This window comes from Kitasatospora sp. NPDC001095 (assembly GCF_053598615.1).
Window position 1 is genome coordinate 340,153 of record NZ_JBSFKQ010000001.1, and the last position, 18,153, is coordinate 358,305.

An 18,153-nucleotide genomic window follows, 5' to 3' on the forward strand; every position below is an offset into this window, starting at 1 on the left:
GGTAGCCACCGTGTCGCGTTCCCTCCGCCGCCTGCTGCCGCTCGCCGTCGCCGTCGCGGCGGTGCCCGTGCTCGCCCTGCCCGCCCTCCCGGCCGGCGCGGTCACGTACGGCACCCCGACGATCACCTTCTCGGCCGGGTACCTGTCCGGCGCGGTCGGCGCCACCGGCGACCCGACCGTGACGGTGACGGTCGCCCAGTCCGGCGCCTCCGCCTCGGCACTGACCGTCGCCGCCTCCGCCACCACCCGCAGCGCCGTGGCCCGCACCGGAGACGTCACCGTGAGCGGCACCGGCGGCACCCGCACCCTGGCAGTGGCCGCCCAGGGCGTCGGCTACGCCGACCTCACCATCAAGGTCACCGGCCTCGGCGGCAAGAGCGCCACCCGCACCCTGCACTACGCCGCCTCCCCCTCCGTCCAGTTCTCCGCCACCAGCCGCTACCTGACCGGCTCCAGCGACGCCTCGGCCGCCGTGGACGCGGGCGGCGGCTACCTCGTGGTCGGCGACGACGAGTCCAACACCCTGCGCCTGTACGACCGCGACAACTCCGGTGCGCCGGTCCGCACCTGGGACTTCAGCTCGGCCCTCGGCGTCTCCAAGGAGATCGACATCGAGGCCGCCACCCGGGTCGGCGACACCATCTACTGGACGGGCTCGCTCGGCAACAACAAGGACGGCGTGGTCAAGCCCGACCGGCACACCGTCTTCGCCACCACCGTCACCGGCTCCGGCGCCGACACCCAGCTCTCCCTGGCCGGCTCGTACCACGGCCTGCGCGACGACCTGATCACCTGGGACAACGCCCACGGCAAGCGCTACGGCTTCGCGGCCGGCGCCGCCGACGGCCAGGCGCCCAAGCAGATCGACGGGTTCAACGTCGAGGGCCTGGAGTTCGCCCCCGGCAGCACCAGCACCGCCTACGTCGGCTTCCGCGCGCCGCTCACCCCGGCCGTCACCGGCGGCCGGGCGCTGCTCGTCCCGGTCACCAACCTCCCGTCCCTGCTGAACGGTTCGGCCGCGCACGCGACCTTCGGCGACGCGATCGAGCTGGACCTCGGCGGGCTGTCCGTCCGCGACCTCCGCCGCAACGACCTCGGCCAGTACCTGATCGTGGCCGGCTCCTGGGCCGCCGAGGACAACTCCGCCCCGTACGCGCTCTACCGCTGGAACGGGCAGCCGGGCTCGCAGCCGACCAAGGTGATCGACCTGCCGACCAGCGACTACGGCGCCTGGGAGGCGATCGCGGACGTGCCGGACCTGGACGCCCCGGGCGCCCGTGCCCAGCTGATCACCGACGACGGCTCCGCCGACCTCTACGGCGACGCCACCGCCGCCAAGGACCTCACCCACCCCGAGTGGAAGAAGTCCCGCAGCACCTGGTTCACCCTGAACTGACCACGCGCCAGGGCCCTTCGGCGGATCCGCCGAAGGGCCCGAACGCGCGTCCGCTCCGTTCAGAGCTCGACCAGCACCTTCCCCCGGTTGGCCGAACGGTCGAGGTAGAGGCCGCGGTAGGCCCCCGGGATGCTGTCGAACCCCTGGTGCACGGTCTGCCGGTACGTCAGCTGGCCGCTGCGGACCAGCGGCCCGAGGTCCCGCCGCAGCGCGGCCCAGTTCTCCTCGGTGAACCACTCCAGCGAGAAGATGCCGCGGATCGTGGCACGCGGGAACATGATCATCGGCAGCAGCCGGGGTCCCGACCAGTTCCCGCCGACCTGGCTCCCCCACTGCCAGCAGACGGCGACCCTGCTCTCCACCGCGAGCATGCCGAAGACCACGTCGGTCAGCGTCCCGCCGAGGCTGTCGAAGTAGCGGTCGATGCCGTCCGGCGCGAACGCCGCCAGCTCCTTCTCCACCTGCTCCGGCGCGTCACCGTCGTGGTACAGCAGCACCCCGTCGAAGCCCAGCTGCCACAGCCACTCGACCTTCTCCGGCGTCGCCGTGGTACCGATCACCCGCGCGCCCCGGTGCTTGGCCAGCTGCCCGACCAGTGAACCGACCGCCCCGGACGCCCCGCTGACCAGCACCGTGGACCCGGGCCGCACGTCGAGGAACTTCTCGACCGTCCCCCAGGCCGTCATCCCCGGCCCGCCCAACACGCCGAGCGCGGTGGACAGCGGCAGGGCCTCGTCGTAGTCGGCCGGGTCCAGCCGGCGGAACGCCGGGAAGACCATCGGGAAGGTCCCGGTCTGCCAGAGCCGGGGCTCCCCGTCGCTGATCAGGTGGCTGCGCCAGCCGCCGAAGCCCTGCACCAGGTCGCCGACCGCGAAGCGCGCGGCCGGCCCGGCCTCCAGCACCTCCATGATCGAGTCCGCGCCCATGTGGTCGCCGATCGGCGTGTCCAGCGCGATGCCCTGGAGGTACGGGTCGACCGACACGTACCGGGTGCGCAGCAGCATCTCGTCCGCGGCGAGCCGGACGTCCACCTCCTCCACGACCTTCCGGTACACCCGCTCGACGTCCGGCACGCCGTCCTCGTGCTCCTGGACGACCCACTTCTCGAATCTCACGAGGTGACTCCAAACTGCCGGTCGGCGGGGCCGACCGGTTCGATGAGCAGAGTGGGAAGCGGGGCGCTGTCGTCCACCTCGGCGGTGAAGGGCCTGTCGTCGTCGCGGCAGATGAACTGGACGACGTGCCGGCCGGCCGCCGCCGCCCTGATCAGCCCGCCGGTGGTCGCCCAGACCCCGGAGAGGTAGAAGTTGGCCAGGCCGGGCAGCCCCGGGCCGTTGCGCTTGATCTCCTCCTCCAGGGTCTCGCCGCTCTCCACGAAGGGCTGCCAACCAAGCACCGTGCCGTTGTAGTTGCCGGTGTAGCGGACCTGGGTGAGCGGGGTGGAGACGTCCTTGACGGCCACCGTCTGCCGGAGCCCGGGGTGGTGGCCGTCCAGGAACTCCACGATGGCGTCGCGCACCCGGCGCTTCTCCCGCTGGTACTCCCGTCCCCGGCCGACCGGCAGGGTGTGCAGTTCCTCGCCGCGCCGCACCCGGGGCTCCTGCTCCGGACCGGTGCTCAGCTCGCGCCAGGGCTCGATGTCGCAGAAGTAGCTGGCGTACACCACGGTGGTGTCGGTCGGCGACAGCTCCGGGTAGTGGCGGCTGCGGAACTGGACGTTGATGCTCGGGTGCCGGATGCCGGTGAGCCGCTCGGCGACCTCGTCCTCCAGCAGGTAGGTGGTGCACGGGTCCCCCGCCGGGAAGGGTCTGCGCAGGCCGAGGAAGACGGTCACGTAGCCGGGGAAGACCATGCCCGGTTCGGTGATGGTCTGGGTGTACAGCCGGCGGTAGGTGTCGCTCAGGTAGCGGCCCTTGAGCAGGTCCATCATGGTGGTCCGGCCGTCGCAGGCGGCCACCACGATGTCCGCCCGCACCTCCCGGCCGTCGCTCAGCCGCACCCCCACCGCGCGGTCGTCCTCGATCAGGACCTCCGTCACCTTGGCGTTGTACGTGATCTCGCCGCCCAGCCGCCGGTAGCGCTGCTCGATCGAGTTTGCCAGCCCCAGCGAGCCGCCCTCCGGTACCCCGGCCGACTGCCCGGCATGGCAGGCGAGTTGGAAGTAGTTGGGCAGCACCGGGAAGTTGGGGTGCTTCTCGTACAGGATGAAGTTGAACGCCTCCCGCAGCAGCGGGCTCCTGAACCGCGCCGAGTAGTCGCTCATCAGCACCGTGATCGAGCGCCGGATCACGTTGAAGTACGGCAGGAAGGAGGCCAGCATCCGCATCCGCTCCCACCGGCCCATCAGCCCGACCGGCTTGAGGAAGGGGTAACGGGCCAGGGCCAGGCGGAACTTGCGCAGCCCGGCGCAGAACTGCCGGATCTGCCGGGCGTCCTCGGGGGCGAGGTCCAGCAGGTGGGCCTCCAGCCGGTCCGGGTCGGAGTAGAAGTAGACCGCCCGGCCGTCCCGGGTGCGCACCACGTTGAAGACGTCGAAGTTGCGCATCCGCTTGCCCTGCAGTGCGCCGAGTTCGAGCCAGATCTGGTGCATCTCGTTGCCCGGGCCGCTGCCCAGCAGCCAGCTGACGCAGCAGTCGAAGGTGAACTCGCCGCGGTCCCAGCCGGTGCAGCAGCCGCCGGGGATCTCGTGCATCTCCAGGATCCGGGTGCGGTAGCCGTTCATCTGCGCGTAGCAGCCGGTGGACAGGCCGCCGAGTCCTCCGCCGATGATGACCATGCTCCGCCGGCCGTCGGTCGTCGTCCCGCTCACTCCGCAACTCCCACTTCCGCCACTTCGGCCCCCGCCACTCCCGCGTCCGCCGCTCCCCGGCCCGGCAGTCCCACGGTGGCCCGGCCGAGTTGCGGCAGGCGGCCCCACTTGCCCGGGTGCCAGGGTTCCCGGTTGTCGCTCGGCCAGGCCCGGAACGGCCGACCGAGCTCCTCGCACAGGTACTGCGCGGCGAACCGCCCGCTGGTGGCCGCCCGGATCAGCCCCCCGAGCGAGGTCCACTGGCCCGCCATGGAGAAGCCGCTCAGTCCGGGCAGCCGCATCCGGTCCCGGTTGACCAGCCGGTTGGCGGCGTCCTCGGCCTCGGAGAACGCCTGCCAGGCGAGGATGCTGCCGTAAGTGTTCCCGGTGAACCGCTCGGTGGTCACCGGCGACGCCACGTCCACGAGTTCGATCCGCCGGCCGAGCTCGGGGTACGTCCGCTCCAGGAACGCCCGGACGAACGCGGCGACTTCCTGCTTGCGCGCCCGGTAGGCCCGGCGGTCACTGGTCCGCAGGTCCTTCCAGGAGCGGTAGTCGCTGAAGTAGGTGCAGTGCAGCACCGACTTGCCCGGCGGCGCGAAGCCGTCCGCGTAGGAGGAGCGCAGTTGCACCACCAGGCTGCGCTGGAGCGAGCCGGGCAGCCGCTCGCCGTCCTCGGGCGTCAGCAGGTAGGTGGTGCTGTGCGGCTCGCCCTCGGGCAGCGGGCCGTCGATGCCGACGAAGGCGGAGACCACGGACGGGTACAGGTTGCCCGGCTTGTCCAGCAGTTCGCCGTACAGCTTCTCGGTGGCGGGGCTGGAGTAACGGCCCTCGAGCAGCCGGTCGAGCACCGTCGGGCCGTCGCAGGCAGCCACCACATGGTCGGCGAAGTGCCGTGATCCGTCCTTGAGTTCCACCCCGATCGCGCGCCCGTCCTCGACCAGGACGCGCTCCACCCGACGGCGGTAGCCGATCACCCCGCCGAGCGAGGTGTAGCGCTCCTCCACCGATCGGGCCAGGCCGAGCGAACCGCCCTGCGGGAAGCCGGCGTTGCCGTTGTGGGCGGCCGCCAGGGTGTAGAGGTACGGCAGCAGCGGGAAGCCGGCGGGCTCCTGGAGGAACATGTTGGGGAAGGCCCGCCGCAGCAGCGGGTCCTGGAAGCGCTCCGCGAAGCCGCTCATCGGGGTGGTCGCGGTGCGCCAGAACAGCCGGAAGGCGGGCAGTACGGTGCGCAGGGTGCGCAGCCGTTCCGCCGTGGTGCGCAGCGGCGGCGGGGTGAGGTCCCATGGCAGCTCGATCGCGACGTAGCGGCGCAGGTCCCGGCAGAACTCCCGGATCGGCTTGGCGTCGCCGGGCGCGAGAGCCAGCAGGTGGGCCTCCAGCCGGTCCGGGTCACCGTAGAAGGTGACGGCCCGGCCGTGTTCGTCGACGACGCGGTTGAAGGTGTCGAAGAGGGTCACCGACTTGCCGTCCAGGGCGCCGAGTTCGCTCCAGACCTGGTGGGCTCCACTGCCCTCGGCGGTGCCGATCAGCCAGTCGATGCAGTAGTCGAACAGGTAGCCGTGCCGGGACCACGCGGTGCAGCAGCCACCGGGCAGCACGTGTTTCTCGAAGATCCGGGTCTCCAGGCCGCTCATCTGCGCGTAGCAGCCGGCGGCGAGGCCGGCCAGGCCGGCCCCGATCACGATGACCCTGGGCGGGCCGGCGTCGGCCCGCTCCCGGTCGGACCAGTCCGGTCCGCGGTCAGCCGAGGACATCGGCGGTGCCTCCGGTCAGGATGGCGCCCGCCAGTTCGGCGTTGCGGACGGCGAACTCCCCGTCGAGCATCTCGGCGTGGGCGCCGTGCCCGACGTACACCGCGGTGCCCGTGGTGGAGGCGCCGTGCCAGGAGCCCGGTTCGCCACCCAGGTGCACGGAGAGCCGTTCCTGCTCGCAGACCACGTCCAACTGGGCCTTCACCGTCCCGGCGTTGGGGGTTCGACTGCTGAACTCCAGGTATTCCCTGGCCTGTTCGAGGGTCTCCTGGGCGACGATCCGGGAGCCGGTGTGCCGGTGCAGGTGCTCGTGGAGTTCGCGTTCGAAGACGGCCAGGTGCTCCTCGCCGAGGTCGAAGGCCTCGGTGACCCGGTAGGCGTCCAGCAGCAGCACCGAGGCCACGGTGCGTCCGCGCCGCTCCAGCTCCTTGGCGACCTCGAAGGCGAGGTTGCCGCCGAGCGAGTAGCCGAGCAGGACGTACGGCCCATCGGCGTGCAGTTGCTCGACCAGGTCCGCGTAGCGGGCGGTCTTGTCGTCGCCGGTCAGGTAGTTGAAGGAGGCGATCCGGTGCTCCGGCAGGTGCGCGGCGAGCTGCCGGTAGACCAGCCCGTGGCCGCCGGCCGGCGGGAAGCAGAAGACCGTACGGTCCTCGGGCGCCCCGGCGTTGAACCAGAGGTAGGCCTCGCCGCCGGCCAGCTCGCCGGTGATGATCTGCTCCACGGTGCGGGCCATTCCGTGCAGGGTGGTGACCTTGAACAGCTGGCCCACCGGGATGCTGATGTTGAACTCGCTCTGGAGGTGGTGGATCAGCTCGATGAGCCGGATCGAGCTGCCGCCGAGTTCGAAGAAGTCGTGCTGGAGGCCGACCTCGTCCAGTCCGAGCAGGTTCTGCCAGTGTTCGGCGACCCTCGTCTCGTAGAGCGTGACGGGCGGTTCGTGCTGGGCGGCCGCGGTGTCGGCCTTCGGCTCGGGCAGGGCAGCGAGGTCCACCTTGCCGTTCGGGGTGAGCGGCAGGGCGGGCAGCTCGGTGAGGTAGGAGGGGATCATCACGGTGGGCAGGTGCTCGGCCAGGTGGCGGCGCAGTTCGCGGCGGTCCAGCACGGTGCCCTCGGCGGGCACCACGTAGGCGGCGAGGACGGCCTCGCCCCTGGCGTCCTGGCGGACCGCCACGCAGGCCTGGGCGAGCTCCGGGCGGGCGGTGAGGTGGGCCTCGATCTCGCCCAGCTCGATCCGGTGGCCGCGGACCTTGACCTGGTTGTCGATCCGGCCGAGCAGGTGCACGGTGCCGGCGGTGTCCCAGTGGCCGAGGTCGCCGGTGCGGTAGAGCCGTAGGGGCGTTCCGTCGAGGTCCAGGGTGCGGAAGCGCCGGGCGGTCTGCTCCGGGTCGTTGGGGTAGCCGGCCGCGACGCCCGCGCCGCCGATCCACAGCTCGCCGGGCACGCCCACCGGGACGGGCTCGCCGTACGGGTCCAGGACGTACACCGCGCTGTTCGGGAACGGCCGGCCGATCGGCACCATCCTGCCGGGTTCCAGCCCGTCGGTCGCACCCTCGTAGTAGGTGCTGTCGACGCTGGCCTCGGTCAGCCCGTAGGAGTTGACCAGCCTGGTGTGCGGACCGCACAGGGCGCGCACCCGCTGGTGCTCGGCGGCCTTCCAGGAGTCGGAGCCGACGATCAGCAGCCGCAGGAAGTCCAGCGTCAGGCCCTCGCGCTCGCAGTGGGCCAGCAGCGCGCGGGCCACGGCGGGCACGAACTCGCCGCCGTCCACGGCCTCCTCGCGCATCACCCGGTAGAGCCGGGCCGTGTCGAAGAGCAGCTCGCGGTCGACCAGGACGAGGGTGCCGCCGGTGCTGAGCGCCCGGGCGAGGTCGCCGGAGAAGACGTCGAAGGCGGTGCCGGCCATCTGGAGGTGCACCCGCACGTCGGTGTCGAGCCGGTACTCGGCGCGCCAGCCGGCGGTGACGGCGGCCAGGTTGCGGTGGTCGACCCGGACCCCCTTCGGGCGGCCGGTGGAGCCCGAGGTGTGGATCAGGTAGGCGGCCCGGTCCGGGTCGGCGGCGGGCAGCGGCACGGCGCCCCCCAGCACGGGCCGGTCCAGGGCCTCCAGGGTGACCAGTTCGGCTGGCAGTTCGGCCGCGAGCGGGCGCCGCTGGTCGACCACCACCAGCGCCGCTCCGGCGTCCGCCACCTGGTAGGCGAGCCGGTCGGCCGGGTGTCCGGGGTCGAGCGGGAGGTAGGCGGCGCCCGCCCGCCAGATCCCCAGCAGGGTGGTGATCAGCTCGGGTGACTTGTCCAGGCAGACCGCGACCACCGAGCCCTCGCCGACACCGAGTTCGCGCAGCCGTACGGCGGTGCGCTGGGCCTGCCGTTCCAGTTCGGCGTAGGTCAGCCTGCGGACGCCGTCCCGGCCGGGCGCGACCACCGCGACGGCCCCCGGCCGCTCGGCGGCGGCCTTGGCGATCAGCTCCGGAACCGGGGTGCCGTGCTCGATCCGGCGCTCGGCGCCGCTGAAGGCGGTGAGGATCCGCCGCCGTTCCGCCTGCCCCAGCATCCGCAGCCGACCGACCGGCTCGCTCTCGGCTGCGCGGGTCATGGCGTCCAGCAGGTTGCGGTAGTGCTCGGCCAGCCGCTGGACGGTGGCGGGGTCGAAGAGGTCGGAGTTGTACTTGAAGACGCAGTGGAAGCAGCCGTCCGTGCGGTCCTCGTAGGCGGACAGCGTGAGGTCGAACTGGCCCTCTTCCTCGGGGAGTTCGATGTAGTCCAGGCGGTAGCCGAAGCGCTCCACGGCGACCTTGTGGGTGAGCAGGATGAACATCGCCTGGAACACCGCGGAACGGCTCGGGTCGTGCTGGAGGCCCAGCTGCTCGACCAGCAGCGGGAAGGGGTACTCCTGGTTGTCCAGCCCGCCGAGCACGCTCTCCCGCACCCGGGCCAGCAGCTCGGCCACGGTCGGCTCCCCGGCCAGGCTCACGTGCAGCGGCAGCGGGTTGACGAAGTAGCCGTAGACGGAGGCGAACTCCTCCTGGGTGCGGCCGGTGACCGGGCTGCCGACCACGATGTCCTGCTGCCCGGACCACCGGTTCAGCAGCAGGTAGTAGGCACCGAGCAGCACCATGAACGGGGTGGCGCCGTTGGCGCGGGCCAACTCGTGGACCCGGGCCGTCAGTTCGACGTCCAGTCGGAAGAACTCGGAGGCGCCGTTGTGGGTCTGGACGGGCGGGCGCGGCCGGTCGGTGGGCAGTGCCAGCACCGGCATCTCGGCCGGCAGGTGGCCGCGCCAGTAGTCGAGCATCCGCCGGGCCTCGGGGCCGGCCAGGAAGCGGTTCTGGCGGTTGAGGAAGTCCAGGTAGCGGGCGGGCACCGGGGGCAGGTCCGGGGTGCGCCCCTGCCGCAGCGCCTCGTAGACCTCGAACAGCTCCTCGATGAAGGTGAAGGTGGAGATCGCGTCCGAGACGATGTGGTGGACGGCCTTCATCAGCACCCAGCGGTCCGGGCCGCGCCGGAACAGCCGCAGCCGCACCAGCGGGTCCTCGGCGAGGTCGTACGGCCGCCGGTACTCGCGGACGATCAGGTCGTGGATCTCCTCCCACGGCCGGCCCTCGACGTCGAACAGCCCGGTGTCGGCCTCGACCTCCGCCCGGATGCGCTGGACCGGCCGGCCCTGCTCAGCGGTGAAGGCCGCGCGCAGCTCGGGGTGCCGGGCCACGAGGTGGCGGAAGGCCTCGAACATCAGCTCCGGGTCGAGTTCGGCGCGGACCTCGACGGCGCCGCCGATGTTGTACGCGAAGCCGTCCGGGTGCAGCAGCCGCAGGAACCAGAGCGCCTGCTGGTTGTGGGTGAGCGGGAAGCGGGACTCGTCGGTGTACAGCTCCACCTCGGCCTCGGCCGGGCCGCCGTCGGCGGCGAGCCGCTCGGCCAGCCCTTCGGCGAGCAGGTCCACCAGGTCGCCGACTGTGCCGTTGCTGAGCAGGGCCACCACCGGCAGGGCGACGCCCAGTTCGCCGTGCACCCGGGCGCGCAGCTCCATCGCGAGCAGCGAGTCCAGGCCGTGCGCGCCGAGCCTGGTCTCCTCTTCGATCCGCTCGGCGCCGATCCGCAGCACGGCCGCGGCGGCGGCGGTGAACCGTTCGGTGACCAGTTCCCGGCGGGCCTGGGGGCCGGCCGCGCGGTAGGCGTCGAGAAAGCCGCCGGTCTCGGCCGGGGCCTGCTCGGCGGCGCTCGCCGCCAGGTCGGCGACCAGCGGCGGCGGCGCCGGGTACCAGGCGAGGAAGGTCGGCCAGTCGACCACGGTGGCGACCAGCAGTTGGGCGCGGTCCTGGCCGAGGACGCGCTCCAGGACGGCCGTTCCGGCGTCCGGCGGCAGGGAGCTCATGCCGCGGGCGTCGCGGTAGTGGGCGACCAGGCCCAGTTCCTCGATCATGCCGGTGGCCCACGGGCCCCAGTCCAGACTGAGCCCCGGCAGCCCCTCGGCCCTGCGGTGGTGGGCCAGGGCGTCCAGGAAGGCGTTGCCGGCCGCGTAGTTGGTCTGCCCCGCGGTGGTGAGCAGCGAGGCGACGGAGGCGAACAGCACGAAGTGGTCGAGCGGTTCGTCGCGCAGCAGCCGGTGCAGCAGGTGGCCGCCGATCACCTTGGGGGCGTAGCCGGCGTCGAAGGCCGTACGGTCCATCTGGGCGAGCAGGGTGTCCTTGACCTGCCCGGCGAGGTGGAACACGCCTCGGATGGGCGGGAGTTGGCGCTGCCGGTAGTCGGCGAGCCAGTCCGCGAGAGCGGTCTCGTCGGTGACGTCGACCTGGGCGAGCAGGGGTTCGGCGCCGAGCGCCTGGAGTTCACGCAGGAAGGCGATCCGCTCGCCGGCGGGGGTGTCCGGGTCGGTGTGCGCCCACGCGGAGCGCTCGGGCAGGGCGGTGCGGCCGACCAGGATCAGCCGCCGGGCACCGCGCCGGACGAGGGTGCGGCAGAGCAGTCGGCCGAGGGCACCGAAGGCGCCGGTGACCAGGTAGCTGCCGTCGGGGCGCAGGACCGGCGGCAGCGGGCGGGTGAGGCCCTCGGCCTGCCGCAGCCTGCTGGTGAGCCGGGTGCCGGCCCGCAGGGCGATCTCCTGCTCGTCCCGGGCGGCGAGTTCGGTGAGCAGCGCCTCGGCCTGGTCGGCGGCGTCGACGGCCGGGTCGAGGTCGATCAGGGTGCCGCGCTGGGCGACCAGTTCCTGCTGCCACAGCACCCGGCCGATGCCCCAGGCGGGGGCGCCGAGCGGCTCGACCCGGTCGCCGGGGGCGGCGGCCTGGGTGCCCCGGGTGACGATGTGCAGCCGGCCCTCGGGGCGGGCGGCGGGCAGGGCCTGGGCGAGGGTGATCAAGGAGTAGGCGCCGAGGGTGGCGAGCGGGCCGAGCCGGTCGGCGCCGGCGGTGGCCAGGGCGGGCTGGTCGAGGTTCCAGAGGTGGACGACGGTGCCGAAGCCTGGGTCGAGGTCGGCGAACAGCTTCCGGACGTCCTCGGCGGAGTCGGGCCGGACGGTCGAACGTCCCTCCCCGTGCCGGTATTCGTCGCCGGGCCGGACCAGATGGCAGCGGGCGCCGCGAGCGGCGGCCAGTGCGGCGAGCCGATCGCCGAGGCCGTCCTCGTCGGCGAAGAGCAGCAGGTCTCCGGGGGCCTCGTCGGCGGCCGGCCGGGCGGCTTCGACCCAGCCGACCTCGGTGAGCCAGCCGTCGATGGTGGCGAGCCCGACGGAGGCCGGGGCCTGGGCGACGTCGGCCACCCGGAAGCCGGTGACCCTGCCGACCGGGGTGCCGTCCTCGGTGTACAGCGCGAGGTCGCCGACGAGTTCCTCGCCGCTGTCCCGGGTGACGGTGGCGTGCACCCAGAGCGGGCGGTCGCCGATCTCGTCGAGCCGGACCTCGTCGATCGAGACCGGGAGCCGGACGCTGCCGTCCTCGGGCGTCTCCAGCCGGGTGGCCAGCAGGGTCTGGAAGCAGCCGTCCAGCAGCACCGGGTGCAGGTGGTGGTCGGCCGCGTCCGCACCGAGCTGCGCCGGAGGCCTGACCCGGGCCAGCGCCTCGCCGGGGCCCGTCCACACCTCGGCGATGGCCTGGAACGCGGGCCCGTAGTCGTAGCCGCGCCCGGCCAGCCGCCGGTAGCAGTCCGGGCCGTCGAGGTGCCGACCCCGGGTCCGCAGGGCGTCCACGTCCAGCGCGGGCCCGTAGGAGCGGCGCTGGCCGGTGCGGACCCGGCCGCTCGCGTGCACGCTCGGCTCGCCGCCGGCCGGGGTGGAGGCGACGGTGAAGCGGGCGTCCTCCGGTGCGTAGCCGAGCTGGACGGGGACGGGCTCGCTCTCGGAGAGGAACAGGGCCCGGTTCAGCTCGACCTCGGCCAGCGTCACCTCGGTGCCGCCGGTCAGGGTGCGGACGGCCTGGGCGGCCATCTCCAGGTATCCGGCGGCCGGGAAGACCACCTGGCCCTCGATCCGGTGGTCGGTCAGGTAGGGCAGCCGCTCGGGGTCGAGCGGGCTGGTCCAACCGGGCTGGGCGCTCGCGGTGCGGCGGCCGAGCAGCGGGTGGTCGAGCTGCCCGAGCCGGACCTGCTCGACCGGCTTGGGCTCCACCCAGTAGCGGTCGCGCCGCCACGGGTAGGTCGGCAGCGGCACCGGGCGGCCAGCCGGGTGCAGCGCGTCCCAGCTCAACTCGACGCCGAGGGTGTGCAGTTCGGCGAGGCTGCGGGCGAGGCGCTCGGGCTCGTCCTGCTGCCGGCGGATCGACGGCACGGTGTGCGCCTGCTCCGCGCACTCGCGGATCGCGTGGCCGAGCACCGGGTGCGGGCCGAGCTCCAGGAACAGCCGGTGGCCGTCCTCGGCCATCCGCTCGACGGCGGCCCGGAAGCGGACCGGGTTGCGGACGTTCTGCCACCAGTACTCGCCGTCCAGCTCCGGCCCGCGGGCGAGCCCCTCGCGGGCGGTAAGGTAGAGCGGTAGCCGCGCCTCCTGCGGCTTGATGGCGGCGAGCGCGGCCACCAGCTCGTCCCGGATCGGGTCCATCCGCACGCTGTGGTAAGGGACTTCGACGTCCAGCAGGCGGGCGAAGACGCCCTGCTGCCGCAGTTCCTCGGCCAGCGCGCCCAGCGCCTCGGCGTCCCCGGCCAGGGTCACCGCGGAGGGGCTGTTGACCGCTCCGAGCGAGACCTCGGAGCGGTACGGGCGGATCCGGCGCTCCACCTCGGCCTCCGGCAGGCCGACCGCGAGCATGGTGCCGGTGCCGGCCAGGCGCTGCTGGAGCCGGCTGCGGGCGAGCACCACCCGCACGGCGTCGGCCAGGTCGTACACCCCGGCCTCGTGGAACGCGGCGACCTCGCCGGTGCTGTGCCCGACGACCGCGTCGGGACGCAGGCCGTGGCTCCGCCAGAGCGCCGAAAGTCCCACCTGGACGGCGAAGTTGGCGGGCTGGGCCAGCCAGGTCTCGGCCATCCGGGAGTCCGCCTCGTCACGGCCCAGCTCGGTCAGCAGCGACCAGTCGGCCTGCGCCCGGATCTCCCGGTCGACGGCCTGCACGGCCTCCCGGTAGACCGGCTCGTGCTCGTACAGCCCCCGGCCCATCCCCCACCACTGCGGGCCCATGCCGGTGAACACCCAGGCCAGTCGGCGCTGCCCGCGCTCCCGGGCCCGGCCCTGGACCACCCGGGGGTGCTCCTCGCCGCGCCCGTACGCAGCCAGTGCCTCGTCCAGGTCCTCCCGGGTGGAGTAGACCACCCCGAGCCGCTCGGGGAGGTGCTGGCGACGGTGCGCCAGGGTGTGGCCGAGGTCGGCCAGGGACGCCCCGTCGGCGAGCTCCTGCCGTACGGCTGCGGCCAGTTCGGCCAGTCCGGCGGCGTCCTTGGTGCTCAGCGGCAGGACCGTGCGGGCCGGCTGGGCCGCCGGCGCGGCGGGGGCGGGCCGCGGCGGCTCCTCCAGCAGGACGTGGGCGTTGGTGCCGCCGAAGCCGAAGGAGTTGACGCCGGCGCGGGCCGGGCCCCGGTGCTCGGGCCAGTCCGTCGGGGCGGTCGGGATCTCGAACGGCAGCGCGTCCAGGTCGATGCCGGGGTTGGGCCGCTCCAGGTTGAGGTGCGGCGGGATGCGGCGGTGCTTGATCGCGAGCGCGGTCTTGATCAGCCCGGCGACGCCGGCCGCCGCCTCGGTGTGCCCGATGTTGGTCTTGACCGAGCCGACGTAGCAGCGGTCCCCGGCGCGCCGGCCGATGCCGAGCACCCGGCCTAGGGCGGCGGCCTCGATCGGGTCGCCGACCGGGGTGGAGGTGCCGTGGGCCTCGACGTACTGGAGGCTGCCGGGCTCCACCCCGGCCTCGGCGCAGACCCGCTCGATCAGGGTGACCTGGGCGTCCGCGCTGGGGACGGTGATGCCGTTGGTGCGGCCGTCCTGGTTGACGCCGGTGCCGAGGATGACGGCGTGCACCGGGTCCCCGTCGCGCAGCGCGTCGGAGAGCCGCTTGAGCACGACCACGCCGACGCCCTCGGCCCGGACGTAGCCGTCGGCGGAGGCGTCGAAGGCGCGTGAGCGGCCGTCCGCGGACAGGAAGCCGCCCTTGGTCTCGGCAATCGTGTACTGCGGCGCCATGTGCAGCAACGCCCCACCGGCCAGGGCGAGTTCGGTCTCGCCGCGGAGCAGGCTCTGGCAGGCGAGGTGGACCGCGACCAGCGAGGAGCTGCAGGCGGTGTCGATCGAGACGCTGGGCCCGCGGAAGTCGAAGCAGTGCGAGATCCGGTTGGACACCATCGTCATCATGGTGCCGGTGGCGGTGTGCGCCGCGATGGTGGCGAAGTCGAGGTCGGCGAACTGGAGGATCTTCCAGTCGAGGGTGAAGGCGCCCATGTAGACGCCGACTTCCCGGCCGGCCAGCTCGCCGGGGCGCAGCCCGCCGTCCTCCAGGGCCTCCCAGCTGACCTCCAGGAGCTTGCGCTGCTGCGGGTCCATGTGTTCGGCCTCACGCGGGCTGATCCCGAAGAAGTCGGGGTCGAAGGTGTCGAAGCCGTCGATGTAGCCGCCCCGGCCGCCGATCAGCCGTCCCGGCTTGGCCCGGTCCCGACTGCCCAGTGTTCCGGTGTCGTAGCGGTCGGCGGGCGTCTCGGTGAGACAGTCCCGGCCCTCGATCAGGTTGCGCCAGTAGGAGCGGTGGTCGTTGGCGTGTCCCGGCAGGCGGCAGCCGATACCGGTGATCGCGATGCGTTCGCGGGGCGCGGCGAAGGGCGAGGAGGTCATGATCCAATCCGGGGGTGACGGCGTGGCGCCGGGGACACGGGCAAGTGGGAAAGCGGCCTCTCGGGGGCCGGGTTCAGACGGACTGCTCGGTGGTCTTCGCCCGGCGCCAGGGGTGCAGCAGGGTGGCGCCGAGTTCACCGGTGGTGGGGAACGCGGCCGGGTCGGTGAGGCCGACGGCCTTCGGCACTCTGCCGGGCCGCCAGGTGAAGCTCCCGAACACGTGGTCCCAGAGCGAGAGGTCGGAGGCGTAGTGGCCGGCTTCGGCGAGGTCGGTGCTGTGGTGCAGGCGGTGGAGTTCCGGCCCGGCCAGGACGTGGCCGAGCGGGCCGATGCGGACTTCGATGTTGGCGTGGACGAAATACCCCTGAGCCAGGACGAATATTCCGACCACGAACACTGAATCCGGCGAGAATCCGATCAGCGCCAGCGACAGTTGGACCACGGACTGCGCGACGAACACGTCCAGGAAATGATTCACGCCGTTGTTCGCGACGTTCACCTTGTCCGGGACGTGGTGCACCCCGTGCAGCCGCCAGAGCCACCGGTTGCGGTGGGACCAGCGGTGCACGAGGTAGTCGCCGAGCGAGCCGACCAGCAGCGCGAGTGGGATCTCCATCGCGAACGGCAGCGCCGGATGGGCCGGGCCGAGTATCTCCACCAGCGCCGCCACCAGCCCCTGGGCCAGTGCCCCGCCGACCATGCTCAGCACGAAGTAGACGCTGTACCAGCCGAGTTCACGTCGACTCGGGTGCCAGTCGGTCCGGTACGGGATCACCCGTTCCAGGACCGCCAGATATCCGAGGACGGCGACCAGGAAGAGCGGGGAGACCCGGTCCGGCGCCCAGTGGAAGTGCAGGGTTGCGACGGCCGTGCACAGCACACCCAGGAGCAGTAGCGGATGGGCGAGCCGGCGGGCAATGGCTGACAGCACGCGCCCCCCGTTCTTCGCGGACTAACAACTGGAAACGTCAGAGACTCTAGCGGCAGACACGCGCCGTGACAGTCATTCGACGTGTTAACTCCATGAATGACCCGATCGGCGGACTATACGCTCACGAAGTTGACGTTTGTACGGCGCGAAAGGGGCGCATTTTCGAGAACGGCGGGAGTTGACGGTGTGACAGGACCGCTGTGCGGGGTGCCGGGCGCTGGCGCGCCCCCTCTCGCGCCGCCGCGCACGGCGCCCGATCCGGCCACATCGGACGACGGTCGCCGCCGGAGGGTCACGGAGCGCCGCCGGGTCAGGAGCGGGCCGGCTCCGCCAACCGGTGTGCGGCACGGGGCGCGTGCGCCGCGAGACGATCGCGCAGACCGCGCAGTTCGTACTCGACCAGCGCGGGCAGGGCCGTCGCGCCGGTCGCCTCCAGGGCCGGGCCGAGCAGGTCGACGGCCGCCGCCGGGTCGTGCGCGCAGACGTGGCAGTCCGCCGCCCGGACGGTGAAGAGGAGGCGACTGGAGGGAAGTTGGTCAGGACCGAGCAGGCCGAGGGCGGTCTCGGTGGCGTCCAGTGCCCGGCGGGCCAGCCGGGGGTCGTCGGTGGCCGCGGCGACGTCGCGCAGCGCGGCGGCCGCGGCGGACTCGACCCGCATCCGCATCGAGGCGATGGAGAGCCAGGGCACGTCGACCTCGTCCTGCGCGCCGATGTGGTCCAGGTGCGCCCGGGCCAGGCCGATCTGCCGGACGGTCGCCCGTACGTCGCCGGTGAGCGCGTACGCCCGGGCCCGGCTGATCCGTCCCATCGCCCCGGCCCAGTGCCGGCCCGGCGCGATCTGCTCCATCTCGCGGGCGTAGCCGAGGGCGGCGACCGGGTCCCCGTCCAGCCGGGCCAGGATGCTCATGTCGCTGAGCGTGCCGACCTGGGTGGCCTGGTCCGCGGCCAGTCCGGCCCAGGTGAGGGCGCGGTCGTAGCTGGCCATCGCGGTGGCGTTGCGGCCGTCCTGCATCCGCAGCGCGCCGGCCGCGTGGGCGTGCTCGGCGGCCAGCCGGACCAGCGGGCCGCGCTGCGCGGCGGGGGCGGTGGCGAGCCGGGCGAGCACGGCGCGCAGGGTGCGCTCGACGGCGGCGGCCAGGACCGGCCGGTCGCCGGTCTCACCGGAGCGCAGGTGGGCGGCGAGCAGCCCGGTCAGGGCGTGCGCGGTGACGGCGTCCAGCGGGCGGGCGGCGGCCCGGCCGCCGAGCGTCTCGGGGGCGCAGAACTCGGCGTGCAGATCGCCGAGTTCCCCGGGCTCCGGGACGGGACAGCCCTCGGCGCCGTGCAGCGGGCAGAGCAGGCCGTAGTCGGGCAGCCGCAGCGGAGCGGGGGCCGGCAGCGGGGCGGGCGGGCCGGACGGGGCCCCGCCCGGCAGCGGGGGCCGGAGCAGGGCGGGCGAGAAGGCGTTGACGTGGCAGAGTTCGGCGCTCTCGGCGCGCTGGCAGGCGGCGCTCAACTCACCGGCGGCACCGAGGAGGTCGTCGATCCGGTCGGCGGTCCTGGGGGTGACCCGGCGGGCACCGTGCTCGATCTTGCTGACCGCGGTGTGGTCGTAACCGATCCCGGCGCCGAGCTGCGCCTGGGTGAGGCCGGCCCGGCGCCGCCAGTGCCGCAGCCGGGCGCCGAACTCCCGCCAGGCCTCCTGGCCCCGGCCGGTCGGCGGTGCCGGCACCGCCGCCGCGGGGGCCACACGGTTGCGCTGCACGGCTGCCTCCCCGGGCGCGTCGTCCCCGGCCGCTCGCACGGCCGCCGACGATTCCAGTGGTTCCGACGACTCCGATGACGAGGACGGTACTCGATCGACACCCGCGCCGTACATGACGTGGTCTCAACCACGTGAGAAAAACCCCAGCTTGACGCAAAGAAGGGCCTGCCGCCTTGACGAAATTCGCCAAGTCCTTGCCTCGAGCGCACCAGGCATTGACCTGAGCATGACGTCGTGTGAGGGTTCGGGCACCCGAGCGCGGACGGCCCGCACGGCCGTCCCCCGGACGCGGCCCTGCGGTGCGC

At 73.1% G+C, this 18,153-nt stretch carries 7 protein-coding genes; 1 reads left to right on the forward strand and 6 read right to left on the reverse strand.

The features are described from left to right. Nucleotides 1-10: 10 nt before the first annotated feature. The gene (locus tag ACWDBB_RS01400) at nt 11-1,396 is read left to right on the forward strand and encodes a hypothetical protein (RefSeq protein ID WP_449787669.1); all 1,386 of its coding nucleotides are present in this window, start codon (nt 11-13) and stop codon (nt 1,394-1,396) included. A 59-nt stretch (nt 1,397-1,455) separates the two neighbouring features. On the opposite strand, the gene ACWDBB_RS01405 is transcribed toward ACWDBB_RS01400, so the two are convergent. The 6 genes from ACWDBB_RS01405 to ACWDBB_RS01430 form a co-directional block, all read right to left on the reverse strand. After that, on the reverse strand, nt 1,456-2,511 hold the full coding sequence (locus ACWDBB_RS01405) for an MDR family NADP-dependent oxidoreductase (protein WP_449787670.1): 1,056 nt from the start codon (nt 2,509-2,511) through the stop codon (nt 1,456-1,458). Then, the gene (locus tag ACWDBB_RS01410; RefSeq protein ID WP_449787769.1) at nt 2,508-4,172 is read right to left on the reverse strand and encodes a phytoene desaturase family protein; all 1,665 of its coding nucleotides are present in this window, start codon (nt 4,170-4,172) and stop codon (nt 2,508-2,510) included. Before ACWDBB_RS01410 ends, ACWDBB_RS01405 begins: the two co-directional genes overlap by 4 nt. A 29-nt stretch (nt 4,173-4,201) precedes the next feature. After that, nucleotides 4,202-5,941, reverse strand: a complete 1,740-nt coding sequence (locus ACWDBB_RS01415; RefSeq protein WP_449787671.1) for a phytoene desaturase family protein — start codon at nt 5,939-5,941, stop codon at nt 4,202-4,204. Next, entirely contained in the window at nt 5,928-15,173 is a 9,246-nt protein-coding gene (locus ACWDBB_RS01420; RefSeq protein ID WP_449787672.1) for a non-ribosomal peptide synthetase/type I polyketide synthase, read from the reverse strand. Before ACWDBB_RS01420 ends, ACWDBB_RS01415 begins: the two co-directional genes overlap by 14 nt. A 73-nt stretch (nt 15,174-15,246) precedes the next feature. After that, complete coding sequence (locus ACWDBB_RS01425) at nt 15,247-16,104, reverse strand: sterol desaturase family protein (RefSeq protein ID WP_449787673.1); 858 nt, start codon at nt 16,102-16,104, stop codon at nt 15,247-15,249. 310 nt (nt 16,105-16,414) lie between these two features. Beyond that, nucleotides 16,415-17,848 carry a helix-turn-helix domain-containing protein gene (locus ACWDBB_RS01430; RefSeq protein WP_449787674.1) on the reverse strand — a complete coding sequence of 478 codons (1,434 nt, stop codon included), beginning with the start codon at nt 17,846-17,848 and terminating at the stop codon, nt 16,415-16,417. Between the last annotated feature and the right edge of the window lie 305 nt (nt 17,849-18,153).